The sequence below is a fragment of the Paenibacillus monticola genome (genome assembly GCF_009664975.1).
GTDB lineage: Bacteria > Bacillota > Bacilli > Paenibacillales > Paenibacillaceae > Paenibacillus_AQ > Paenibacillus_AQ monticola.
This window is the reverse complement of the sequence record NZ_WJXB01000014.1, coordinates 120814-133660: the sequence shown is the minus strand read 5'-3', so window position 1 is coordinate 133660 and position 12847 is coordinate 120814. Positions and strand designations below refer to the sequence as shown.

Below are 12847 nucleotides of genomic sequence, written 5' to 3'. Positions count from 1 at the left end.
GATGCTCTCCCTTTTCTGTGCTAACCATTTTATTTTTGAAGGATTTGTACTATAATAAACATACGAAAGGAGTGATTGAGAAATGAGTGAGAATGTACAAAGCCCTACCATGTATGATGAAGTGCTGGAAGTACTCGATAAACTTCGTCCGTTCCTGCAACGCGATGGCGGCGACGTAGAACTGATTGATGTTGAAGACGGCATCGTTAAACTGAAACTCATGGGTGCTTGCGGCAGCTGCCCTAGCTCCACGATCACCTTGAAAGCCGGGATCGAACGCGCTCTTCTTGAAGAAGTAGAAGGCGTCGAAGAAGTTATTCAAGTATTCTAATCCCGTTCTATAATTATCCCGGTTCTTCTGCTTGCAGAGGAACCGGGGTTTTTTCATTATAGAGGATTTATCCTCCTCCTACAACATACGCAACACAAAACCCGCAAGCCATAAGGCTGTGCGGGTTTTGTGTTTAAGAGAATTAATTAGCAGTGATCCTTCACCTTAAAATGCAGGAATGATGGAACCTTGGTATTTCTCTTCAATGAAAGCTTTCGCTTCTGGAGAATTCAGCGCGGCCGCCAACTTCTTGATCGCATCGGAATCTTTGTTGTCCGGACGTGCTACCAGAATGTTAGCATAAGGGGAATCTGTTCCTTCAATGAACAAAGCATCTTTAGTTGGAACAAGACCCGCTTCAAGTGCGTAGTTGGTGTTGATCAGAGCAAGGTCAACTTCATCCAGTTGGCGTGGCAGCATAGCTGCATCCAGCTCGATGATATCAAGGTTTTTCTTGTTCTCTGTAATATCAGCTTTGGTGGAGGTAATGTTCGTATCATCTTTCAGTGTGATTAGCCCATTCTTGGCAAGCAGGATCAGTGCGCGTCCACCATTAGTGGCATCATTCGGAATGGCAACCTTTGCACCATCAGCAAGTTCGGCGATGGCTTTGATTTTTTTGGAATAGGCACCAAAGGGTTCAACGTGTACTGCAGTAACGGAGACTAGATCGGAACCGTTGTCTTTATTCTGTTGATCCAGGTAAGGCTGGTGTTGGAAAAAGTTAGCATCAAGCTGTTTCTCGGCAAGTTGTACGTTGGGTTGAATATAGTCAGTGAATTCTTTGATTTCGAGTTTAATGCCCTGTGCTTCAAGCAGTGGAGCAATAGCCTTCAATATTTCTGCATGCGGTACAGGCGAAGCCCCAATTACCAACGTTACAGGTTCTGCTGCCGGTTCGGTTGTGGCCTCTGCTGCTGGAGCATTTGTTGCAGCTGAGTTAGCTGCGTTATTGGTTGTATTATTATTGCCGCAAGCCGCCAGCACCAACACCAGTGTCAGGCTAAAAAAGGTTAGTAATACTTTCTTCATTTGTAAATCCCCCTCAGTTCAGTATGATTGTTGTATGAATAAGGCTCTATATGGATGTACCTTATTTCCGGGTAAAATGTCTTACGAGCCGATCACCGGCCATTTGTAATAACTGTACTAACAATACCATCAGAGCTACAGAGATAATCATAACTTCCTTCTGATAGCGGTAATACCCATAACGGATCGCTAGATCACCCAGTCCGCCGCCGCCCACCATACCCGACATAGCTGTATAGGAGACTAAAGTTACTAGTGTAATTGTCGCTGCTGCAAACAGACCTGGACGAGCCTCCGGCAGTAGCACGCGTGTTACGATCTGACTTGTCGATGCTCCCATACCTTGTGCTGCCTCAATGACACCACGATCCACTTCGCGCAGTGCCGTCTCTACCAGACGGGCTAAGAAAGGCGAAGCACCAATCACAAGTGCTGGGATCGTACCCAGAACACCAATGGATGTTCCTACGATCGACTTGCTAAAGGGAATCAAAGCTACCATCAGAATGATAAATGGTACTGATCGGAGGATGTTTACTACAAAAGATAATACCGAGTAAATTACTCTGATAACTATACTATTTGATCTGCCCCATAAATATAACACAATTCCGAGTGGTAAACCAAGAATAATTGTGAACAATCCGGAATAAGCTAACATTTTTATTGTTGCCAGCGTGGCTTCCAGCATTTCTTGCCAATTCAGATCCGCAAAGTTTAAGCTGCCCATTAAGAAATCACCTCCACATCAAGACCTTGGGCCGTTAATTCTGCAATCGTTATCTCGATGGCTGCAGCGGGTCCCTCGAATCGCACAATCAGCTGACCATAGGGTACATCTTTGAGTGTCGAGATGGTTCCTTGCAGAATCGCAAAATTAACCCCTGTCTCACGAGCTACCTGTGATAAGGTAGAGTCATATGTTTTTTGCCCAAGGAATGTAATCTTCACTGCTTTAGAATACTCCCCTTGCTTGGCCTCAATGGCTGCCCGTAGCGGCCCTTCATTTTGCGTTTCACTCCGGATGAAATCACGTGTAATCTCATGCTGCGGCTTCAGAAATACCTCTGTCACTTCACCCTCTTCAACAATTCCACCGCCATGAATTACTGCTACCCGATCACAAATACTCTGGATGACATGCATTTCGTGCGTAATCAGCACAATCGTCAGATGGAACCTTTTATTGATGTCGAGCAGCAGTCGCAAAATGGAATCTGTCGTCTGTGGATCAAGCGCCGAGGTGGCTTCATCGCAGAGCAGCACATCCGGGTCACTGGCTAACGCCCGGGCTACACCTACCCGCTGCTTTTGCCCACCCGATAATTGAGCAGGATATTTATCACTGTGTTCTTCAAGCCCTACCAAGGCTAGCAGATCCTTAACCTTAAGATCAATATCTGGCCTTGTAGATCCGGTAAGCCGCAGTGGGAAGGCAATATTATCATAAACGGTCGCTGAAGACAGCAGATTAAAGTGTTGAAAGATCATCCCAATCTTACGCCGCTGCTCCTGCAGCTGTCCGCGGTTAAGCTTGGTTAATTCCACGCCATCAACCCAGATTTCTCCTTCCGTTGGACGCTCCAGCAGATTGATGCAGCGGATCAGTGTACTTTTTCCTGCGCCAGAATGACCTATCACTCCGAATATTTCACCTTTTTTGATCGACAGGTTCAGTCCGGAAAGTGCCGTGGCAGCCTTATCACCTTTTCCATATACCTTTGTTAGACCTCTGATCTCTATCAATCTGTTACCCTCCTAAAAGTTTGTAGCTGCACAGAAAAAGACCTCGTACGATCGGATGCAGATCGCAAGAGGCCCTGTGCGTGTATAGACAATGCCTTCTCATCTGCCAATGACCGCAAAAGTAGCGGCTATTGTAGGAATTAGCACCATGACATTTATATAGAGCCGCTTAAACAGACTGAATATAAATCGGTTGCCGGGCTTCATCGGGCCTATCCCTCCGCCGCTCTCGATAAGATATAGATATGAAATTAATGTCATGGAATGTGAAGTTACAATGCAACCATAAGTATAGTAAGTTTAAGGATTTTTGTCAAAGAGAACTTGCTGTACGTAACTGGACATGATCTTAGATTTTACTGATTCTTATGCCATTGCTCATTGCTGTACCTGAAAGCCACACTTAAAGATTTACAGACCATCTCCAGCCCTTGCCGCAAATCCTCAAGATGGCTGTCCAGATCCTCAAGATGTATTTTGTCATGCAATCCTTGGTGCCGCTGCCATAGATCATCCTGCATTTCGGAATTCATATAGTGAATTTCCGCATTCCGGCGCTTGCGCAGGTTCTCCAGTGGTTCTCGATAGGCATTCTTAATATTCTCGAGCTGATCAGCAAGCACTGTGTGCTCTTTCTGGGAATGAAATTGCCGTAAGACCGTGAAATAGGAGAAGTGCGCTTTAACTTTGGAGGTATTGAGATCATACAAACTATTCAGCACCGTCCCGAACTTGTCCAGCAGAGAGAATATACGTATAAACCCATTTTTATAAAAATAAACATACCGTGCATATTCGCCCTGCTCCATAGTCGACATATCGTCCATATATCCGGCAATTACTAATTTCCGATAAAAAGCCGCTGCGAACCAGCTTTGCTCCAGTTCATCCAAAGAAGAGATTAGCCCTCGTGTCCAAACCTCGAGCTTGCGGAACTCATGGTCACGATCCTCATGCGTGCTCATTTCCTTACGCAGCAGTGCCGCGATTTTGGCCATGTTGTCCATAGCTTCAGCAAGCACACCACTGTTCTTGCGGGGCGGCTCCCCGAGTAATATTCGCAGCATAGCCATCCTCCTAAAGTTATATAGAGATTATACTTCCCTGAAGTAGTGTTTCCAATTACGGTCGACCCGCTCTATGATATCCTCGCTCGCGAACAGCTCGTCTGGATATCCCGGCTTCATCCGGGCATCGATTACAATTGGCAGTTTATAGCCGATATGGTGATTCTTCACCTCAGATTCGGCATAAATGTCTGTAGCCGGATTGAAACGAGTGAACACGCTCCAGAGAAAGGTGGTCTGCGTGCGAACCGTTTCTGCAGCATTGTCCACCAGAATGACCAGGGGCCAAGCGGTATCCGCCTCGTGCAGTGAAGCTACAAGCCGCGAAGGCAGTTCCGGGTCCTCTACATAGGATGCTCCAGAAACAGTTAAACAACCACCGCAATAAGGAATTGCATCCTGGATACCGGAAAGGAGCCCTTCTTCATAGCTGCGGGGTAAATCCCGAATCGGACTGCCGATTCCCATCATTACGCCTTTGCTGCCGCGATTCATCTGCTGACCTGTATAATCAAGTGTATCCTGCGAGGTCTGATTGAATACAAACAGATCGACTGCAGGGTTAAACCGCTCCAGCACCTTCTCCAATAATTTAGGGAAATCCGTAAGATCGACTGGTTCATTGGTTAATAACAGGAATTTGGTTAACGAGAGCTGGCCTTCCCCAAGAATACGGAAGGCCGATACCAGCGCTTCGCGTGAATAACTTTCGCGCACAACTGCCGAGGCCAACGTATGCGAGCCTGATTCCGAGTAGGCCCACAAGGAGCGGACGGATGGCATTACCAAAGGAAACGCGGGGGCGAGCAGTCGTTGCAAGAAATCACCTAAATAATAATCCTCCTGGCGCGGCTTGCCAACAATAGTCGCTGGATAGATCGCATCCTTGCGATGCCACATTCGTTGCACATGCATCACAGGAAAATCATGCTTTAATGAATAATAGCCGTAATGATCACCGAAAGGTCCTTCCATGCGCCGCTCATGCGGGGGAACCAATCCGCGAATGGCAAATTCAACCTCAGCGGGAATGTGATGCCCACCCATCGGGTCCTTGACCATCGGCAGCTTGCCGCCCAGTAGTATGGAGGCCAACAGCAGTTCAGACATATGCTCAGGTACGGGGGCGATAGCTGACGCAATCAAAGCTGGAGGACCGCCGATAAAGACAGAAACCGGCAACGGCTCTTCGCGCAATTCAGCTTCATGATGGTGGAATCCGCCCCCCTTATGTATTTGCCAATGAATACCGGTGGTACTGTCATCATAAATTTGAATCCGGTACATACCCAGATTATTATCCTTCGGATTGGAGGGACTCTCCGAGTATACAAGCGGAAGCGTAATGAACGGTCCGCCGTCCTCCTGCCAACTCGTTACTCGCGGCAGCTCCTTCAGTGGGTCTGCACTCCGACATATGCCCAGCACAGGCGCTTCACCCTGTGGAACCTGTTTGATCCCAATCTTCAGCAGATCAAACAGCATTCCTTTTTCTTTCCAGACACCACTGAATGTAGGCGGCAGTAGTGTTTCTACCGCGCCCATCATCGATTTTATCAACTGTTCTGGACGGGACCCGAACGCTTGATCTACTCTACGAGCCGTTCCGAATAAATTAGTCACAACGGGAAAGGGGGTCCCTTTTACATTGGTGAACAATAGGGCAGGTCCTTCTTCCTGGATCACACGCCGATGAATCTCTGCCAGCTCCAGATAAGGATCAACTGGTGTGTCGATCACAGCAAGATCTTTATCCTTCCGTAGTTGTTCTATCCATTGACGTAAATTACCGTATCCCAAACTATTGTTCCTCCTCCAACCGACTCTATCCATGTCCTATCCAAAATGGCCTGTCAGCATATCTTGATCAATAAGATTACTTCTCACTTCTACCTAATTGCCATACACGGACACTCATATAACATAGAACTCCGAATAATCCGGCAATGAGCAAAATATGAGCCAAGGCCGCAAAAATATACAATCGCTCGTTATATAAGGTATAGACAACAGCAGCACCGCTAAGTACCTGCATCAGACATAACAGCACAGCACAGACGCCTAAAGTTCTCAGTTCCGGATGATCTTTATGTTTCCAAAAGGCCAAATGTCCAAGCACCGCAGTCATAACGAATAACAGCATGGCAGCAATACGGTGCATAAATACAATACCCACTCCACCAGAAAGCTCCGGTACCCATTCTCCGTTGCATAGAGGCCAACCAAAGCACCCGCCCTGTGAACTCGTGTGGCTTACATAAGCCCCGATATAGACAACGATATAAGAATATAACGCCGTAATCCACGTTAAGTTGCGGAAAACAGGACTTACTGGCACTCTGGTGACACGATTATCGTGTTCTCCAGCGTCCTGCATTCTTTTCGTTCCAAGCGCCAGCATCAGCGCACTCGCAAAAGCAATCAAAGAAAACCCCATATGCAACGCCATTACAGCAGCTGATTGGGATTTGACCACTGCAAGCGCTCCCATACCTGCCTGGACTACTACAAATAACAATGTCAGGATGGAATAAACCCGTAAATCGCGCCGCTTACGCGCATAACGCCAAAAGGCTACCGCCGAAGCAAGAGACAATAAACCTGCCAGCCCGCTGAACAAGCGGTGTGTGTATTCAATCATTGAACCTAAGGTATAAGCCGGAACCAGCTTTCCGTGACAAAGTGGCCATTCATTTCCACATTCTAATCCTGAGCCCGTCTTGGTTACAATCGCTCCTCCCAGCAAAGCCAGGAACATGATGAGACAGGTCGCGTAGCTAAGCCATTTCAACTGATTCATTGTCATTGTTATCACCCGCTGTAACATGATTTGTTCCTATTATAACCGAAACAGGCACGAGCTGTGGTTCAAGATGAAACGGCTTCGCCGTCCTTTATATGGACGGTACCCGTTTCTTCGAGAAATATAAGGATAAATTATTGCGTGAAGCATATACATTCTTATATTTCAAAAAAAACACCGCTTTTGCTCTAACGGGCGAAAGCGGTGTAATTCAATTTATTTGTGAATGCTCTGGTAAACATCAAGCGCGGTGTTCAGGAAATTCTCAATCTCTTCACGGGATTTACGCAGCTTGTTGACGAATCTGACAAGCTCCCGCCCGTCTGTATAGGCTACAAAACTGGGAATACCTAGAATATTCTGTTCCTGACTGACATCTCCAACAGCGTCAATATCAACTTCAACCAAGGTAAGACGGCCTGTGTAATTCTGCTCAAGCTCAGGCATAAAGGGATCCATAAATTTACAATCAGAGCACCAATCCGCTTTAAATACCGCCACCGTTAGACGGGGGGATTGAGTAGCTACCTGAAATTCAGCGGGAGAACTAATCTTATCCATGCATTATCCAGTCCCTTCTTCTTTAGCAGTCTATTTCCTGTCCTCTTAAGTGAAGCAAAATGTATAACGGAAGTCAACTTATTCTCGTGCCCGAACACGTTCAGGCTGCAGCTTCATAAGGGGTTTCAACAGCTTTTGCAGCGCACGTGGATAACTAGCAACCTCTTGTTTACTAAGTACACCCAACACAATAAGCAGCACCAGATAGATAACCACGACCGCCACTCCCACCACAAGACAAGTGATGAGAAACGCTACGCGCGCAGGCATCAGATGTGTCATCATAATGCCAGCTTCGTTAAGGCCATAACCAATCCCGGCAGATGCTAATACCGCAACAGCGAAGCCACCCCAGCGTTTACCCATGATCTCAAAAGGCACGATCGATTTCAGCATACGTAGATTAAGCAAGGTAATAACTACGAAGCACAGAGCCGTCGCTCCAATAATTCCGTAAATACCAAACACCTTACTTAAGAAGAAACTCGCTATAAGTTTAACAATAATACCGGCTAGCACATAATACATGGAAATGCGTGACTTCCCCATACCCAATAGGATCGAGTTGGTCGTCATCATTGTTATTTGAAATATAGTTCCAATAGTCAACATGGCTACGATTCCGCTGCCTCCCAATCCGCTAAACAGGAGACCATTGACAGAGTATGCAGCCACAGACAGTGCAATTACAATCGGCATTCCTGTCAAAATAGAAATGCGTAAGGCCAGTGTAATTTGTCGTTTGAGATGAACCTCGTCACGACGGGCAAAGGCAGCTGATATTATCGGAATCAGCGAAGTGCCAAGCGCAATAGCCAGGACAGGAGGTATACCCGCCACACTCTGAGCCCGCGTGGTTAGAATACCAAGCGCTGCCGTTGCATCAGCCCGCCCAATCTGGTCGATTAACAGCGGAACTGCCAGCGAGGTATCAATAACATTCACTACAGGAATCGTAAGAGATGAGAGTACGATCGGAATAGATAATGTGAAAATATCTTTGTAAATAGACCACATAGGCATTTTTTGTGCAGAATCATAATTCAACCCTTGTTCCTTATCTTGCCGACGCAGTTTTACTGCAAAATAAATCATTATACCAAACGCGGCAATACTGCCTAATACACTACCAAAGGATGCACCAGCTGCAAGAGTCGTATTACTGTAGCCTTGCTGCAGCAAAATAAAAGCAATAAGAATGGCAGTAAATACGCGGGCAACTTGTTCCACGATCTGCGATATACCACCAGCCATCATATTATTGCGACCCTGAAAATAGCCGCGCATCATCGCAATGGCAGGAAACAGCAGCAGTGCAGGTGCAATGGCTCTGACTGCCATCGCCGCTTCAGGAACATCTGCGATATGGGTTGCGTAGAATGGAGCCCCAAAGTACAGTAGAGCGGTCATGAAAATACCAGCAGCTACCGAAAACAGTAGCGCAGCATGATACACCTGTCTTGCCTCTTCGGGACGGTCCAAGGCATAACGCTCAGATACCATTTTACTGAGGGTGCTGGGTATGCCTGCTGTCGCTACAGTTAGCAGCATCAAATAAATATTGTTGGAGACCCCGAACGAGGCTCTTCCGATATCATCGAAGATATGATCCAGCGGAACGCGCTGGGCAAGCCCGAGTACGCGTGCTACTAAAGCTGCGGCAGCCAGAATAAGCGTACCTTTTACAAAAGACTCTTTCTTGGACAAGCTATTTCGCCTTCTTCACTGTAAATTTAATACCGGCCGATCCAGATAAAGAAGAGGACGACCATCACTACTTGCAGTACGATTTTGACCACAGTACTGCTAAACAAGCCCAGCAATGAGCCCACACTCACCTTGGCAGCTTTACCTGGATTAGAACCCGCTATTAATTCGCCCACAAAAGCGCCTATGAACGGACCGAGGATCAGACCAAACGCCGGAATGACGAACGGACCGAAGATTAAGCCAATTGTACTGCCAATGACGGAAGCACGCGAGCCACCGAACTTCTTGATGCCCCATGCTCCTACGACATAATCAGATACAAAGAGCGCTACAACAATGAGTGTCTGAATGATCCAGAATACGGCCCCAAAGGAGTGAAAGGAAAAGAACCAACCATATACAAAAAAAGCCAGATAAATCGCCAATGCGCCCGGTAATATCGGATATACTGCTCCGACCAGACCTACAGCAAATAAAGCGATAATCAGAACCCAACCCAGGATCATCAATTCCTTCAACTCCTAAAGTTTTGATAGCACATTTCACAGCAAAACTGGCTCCACGAACATAAGCCAGTTTTGCATACCCGTAATTGCTAAGTTACTATTTCACTGCAACAGTAGCCGCAGTGATTATCTTTGCTTCCGCCAAAATATACTTTTGGATCACTTCGGCAATTCCGTCTTTATTGTTGGAGGCCACCACAACATCAGCCTCTTGCTTTACGGTCTTCTGAGCATTGCCCATGGCAACGCCTAATCCCGCCTGCTGAATCACTGAGAGATCATTTAGGCTATCTCCGACAGCGACGACCTGCGACATGTCTATTCCTAGCAATTTGCAAACTTCCCGTATTCCAGCCGCTTTGTTCACACCCAGTGGATTAATCTCCAGATTATAAGGGGAGGAGTTGGTAATTTCCAACCCCCCCATATCCTGAAGCTGCAGTAGCAGCTTATGACGAATGTCGTCGTCCTCCGTCTGATAACCAAACTTCAGCCATTCCCTGCCTTCCACATTTCCATCCCAATTATCCCTTTTATGAACCTCATCCAAAGAATAAGCCCAGAACCAGATACCATATTGCTGAGCAATCTCATACATCTGAGTTACCAGCACCGGGTCCATCAGGGAACGGCGGTATAACTCGTGCGGCGCCCGCCACACTTCACTGCCGTTTACGGTAACCATTGGTGTTTGCAAGCCAAGCTGCTCTGCATAAGGTAAAGCACTTCTAAAGGCCCTTCCTGTAGACAGACACACATGAACGCCTGCCTCTACTGCCTTTTTGATCCATTTTTCCGTTTCGGGGGTAATCAGCTGTTCATCATTCAGTAATGTTCCATCCATATCCAATGCAAGCAGGCGGTATTTGGCAATCATTTGCCACCCCTCCATTCTTGTATGCTCTCCATTATGAGTAGCTATTTATTTTTTAATGAGTACTAGTAGTATCGGCAGTATTTGTAGTCGCGCTATCTCCCTTCTTAGTAGTAGCCTCGCCATTTGCGTCATTTGCAGACTGAACATTCTTCTTGGGCACACCATCCAGCCCATATTCCCAATCATAAGCATCAAATATTTTACGCGCTACTGGCGCAGCACTGTTGGAACCGAAACCACCCTCAGGAATAACTACAGCTACAGCCAGTTTAGGATTATTACGCGGAGCAAAGGCGATGAAGACACCGTTATCGCGTAATTGACCTTTCGCTAGCTGTTGTGAAGTCCCTGTTTTACGGGCAAAGTCATAAGGGAAATCGGCAAATGCAGTCACATCACTGTTCATGCCCTGCTTGATCTCTTTCCAAAAAGATTGATCAAAGGTTGTTACTTCGTCGAGTACTTCGCGTTTGAACTCCTTGACTACATTCCCATTCGCGTCCGTAATCTTGCTAACCAACTGCGGTTTGATCCGTTGTCCTTCATTGGCAAGTGTAGAAGCATATTGAGCAAGCTGCATTGCCGTATAACTGCCTTGTTGACCAAAAGAAGCATAGACTAGTGCAGCCTGTGAACTACCGGCGGCCTTAATATTGGTATAGTTAATCTGTCCCAAAAATTCATTGGGCAGACCACTTTGTGTAGATACGCCAAGGCCGAATTCCTTCATATATTTATCCCAGACATCAATACCTTTATCCTGATAGTGTTCATAAAGCTTCTTGCCAACCATATCGACCATAAACACATTTGAAGACTTCTCAATGGCTTTAGCCGGATCCAGATATCCATATACATGCCCTGAAGAATTTCTCACCTTCGTCTCATGTCCCGCTTTACCGAAAGTGGCAAATCCTTTATCTGAATACCCGCTGGTGGTCGTAAAGAATCCTTCATTTAATCCGACAAGCACGCTAAGCGGTTTAATTGTTGAACCCATCAACAGTACGGATCTCAAGCCATTTCCTGAAGTTCCCGAAGAAATAGGATTAATGGTTCCGTTCTGGTAATTGTTAATAATATCGTTCCAGACGTCTGTCGGCAATGAACCCGTGGTCCAAATATTTGTATCATAGTCTGGCATACTTGCCATAGCAACTATATTACCTGTATCCACTTCCATAGCTACTGCATAGCCAGTCAAAGCATCCGGATGAGTCTTGCCCTGTACAGCATGAGAATGGAGCCAACTAATCTGCTCCGTTATCGCCTGCTCCGTCTTGAGCTGAATACTTTTATTAATCGTCGTCCAGATATCATTACCCTTTACAGGGGGAACTACCTTCTCGATCTTCTCCGCCATGTTCTGTGGATTAACTGAGATTTCCTGATAACCATTTTGCCCACGAAGATCTCTTTGATATTGCAGTTCCAGACCGTCAAACCCAACAAATTCATCATCTTTATAAGTTAGACCTGGGTCCTGATTGTTCTTCATCGCACTAATAATATTCTGATAAATATCCAAACTACTTGAGGATTTAAAAGGCTTGATATAACCAACAGTCTGTACAGCAACCGTACCTTTATCATAATGGCGTGTGCTTTCTTCCACAATTTCAAGTCCAGGATAGTCATCCTTATGCTCCATGAAATAGGCCACTTCTTTGGAGGTCAGACCCGCCTTAATCCGTCGTGCCATATAACCCAGAGATTTGCGGAAATCCAAATCCATTGTCTCGATGATATCTTCTTTGGTCAACTTCTTCGCGTTTGGATCGCCATACTTATTAAAGTCGGCTACCAGACTGGCTGCCAGTGCCTCAGACTTAGCTTTGGCTTCCGGCGAAAGGGTAGTTACTCCCGTCTTCTTATCGGTAACCTTTGCTGTATACTCTTTGGTTAAGGTAATGTATAACGACTGAACAGGTGTCGAATACGCTAATTTCTCACCACCCGCTGCATAAATCACACCACGCATGGAGGCAAGCGGTACATTTTTCGTGTCACGGCTAGTCTCAACATCAGTTAGCGTTGGCCCTTCTACGAATTGCAGCACAGCAAGGCGAATGATGATGACACAGAATATAACAAATGTACTGAAGAAAAACACGTTGATCCGCAGGCCTAGGGAACTCTTGTTATCAGACTCGTCTGGAGGTGAGGCCTGCTTTCGGAAAACACTCACAGTTTTTCTCTCCTTTAACTCTAAAA

General features: G+C 46.3%; 12 protein-coding genes and 1 riboswitch. Of the genes, 1 reads left to right on the top strand and 11 read right to left on the bottom strand.

Annotation, left to right across the window (positions count from 1 at the left end):
* Positions 1 to 82: 82 nt before the first annotated feature.
* On the top strand, positions 83 to 331 hold the full coding sequence (locus GJB61_RS26385; RefSeq protein WP_154122020.1) for a NifU family protein: 249 nt from the start codon (positions 83 to 85) through the stop codon (positions 329 to 331).
* 165 nt (positions 332 to 496) lie between these two features.
* Here the strand turns inward: GJB61_RS26385 and GJB61_RS26380 are convergent, their stop codons facing one another.
* From GJB61_RS26380 to GJB61_RS26330, 11 genes are all read right to left on the bottom strand, one after another.
* Positions 497 to 1363, bottom strand: coding sequence for a MetQ/NlpA family ABC transporter substrate-binding protein (locus GJB61_RS26380; protein WP_154122019.1), 867 nt, complete (start codon positions 1361 to 1363; stop codon positions 497 to 499).
* A 61-nt stretch (positions 1364 to 1424) separates the two neighbouring features.
* Entirely contained in the window at positions 1425 to 2093 is a 669-nt protein-coding gene (locus tag GJB61_RS26375; protein ID WP_154122018.1) for a methionine ABC transporter permease, read from the bottom strand.
* Positions 2093 to 3109 (bottom strand): methionine ABC transporter ATP-binding protein, encoded by a 1017-nt coding sequence (locus tag GJB61_RS26370; protein WP_154122017.1) that lies wholly within the window; start codon positions 3107 to 3109, stop codon positions 2093 to 2095. The genes GJB61_RS26375 and GJB61_RS26370 overlap by 1 nt, the downstream gene beginning before the upstream one ends.
* 96 nt (positions 3110 to 3205) lie before the next feature.
* A riboswitch (SAM riboswitch) is annotated at positions 3206 to 3348 on the bottom strand.
* A gap of 117 nt (positions 3349 to 3465) precedes the next feature.
* Positions 3466 to 4176 carry a Cthe_2314 family HEPN domain-containing protein gene (locus GJB61_RS26365; protein WP_154122016.1) on the bottom strand — a complete coding sequence of 237 codons (711 nt, stop codon included), beginning with the start codon at positions 4174 to 4176 and terminating at the stop codon, positions 3466 to 3468.
* A gap of 27 nt (positions 4177 to 4203) precedes the next feature.
* Entirely contained in the window at positions 4204 to 5976 is a 1773-nt protein-coding gene (locus GJB61_RS26360; RefSeq protein ID WP_154122015.1) for a UbiD family decarboxylase, read from the bottom strand.
* 76 nt (positions 5977 to 6052) lie between these two features.
* The gene (locus GJB61_RS26355; protein WP_154122014.1) at positions 6053 to 6982 is read right to left on the bottom strand and encodes a COX15/CtaA family protein; all 930 of its coding nucleotides are present in this window, start codon (positions 6980 to 6982) and stop codon (positions 6053 to 6055) included.
* Positions 6983 to 7195: 213 nt separating this feature from the next.
* Entirely contained in the window at positions 7196 to 7540 is a 345-nt protein-coding gene (locus GJB61_RS26350; RefSeq protein ID WP_154122013.1) for a thioredoxin family protein, read from the bottom strand.
* A 78-nt stretch (positions 7541 to 7618) separates the two neighbouring features.
* On the bottom strand, positions 7619 to 9247 hold the full coding sequence (locus tag GJB61_RS26345; RefSeq protein WP_154122012.1) for a putative polysaccharide biosynthesis protein: 1629 nt from the start codon (positions 9245 to 9247) through the stop codon (positions 7619 to 7621).
* 26 nt (positions 9248 to 9273) lie between these two features.
* On the bottom strand, positions 9274 to 9756 hold the full coding sequence (locus GJB61_RS26340) for a DUF456 domain-containing protein (RefSeq protein ID WP_420819773.1): 483 nt from the start codon (positions 9754 to 9756) through the stop codon (positions 9274 to 9276).
* 97 nt (positions 9757 to 9853) lie between these two features.
* Positions 9854 to 10633: a Cof-type HAD-IIB family hydrolase gene (locus GJB61_RS26335; protein WP_154122079.1), complete on the bottom strand. Its 780-nt coding sequence runs from the start codon at positions 10631 to 10633 to the stop codon at positions 9854 to 9856.
* Positions 10634 to 10685: 52 nt separating this feature from the next.
* On the bottom strand, positions 10686 to 12821 hold the full coding sequence (locus tag GJB61_RS26330) for a peptidoglycan D,D-transpeptidase FtsI family protein (protein WP_338116140.1): 2136 nt from the start codon (positions 12819 to 12821) through the stop codon (positions 10686 to 10688).
* Between the last annotated feature and the right edge of the window lie 26 nt (positions 12822 to 12847).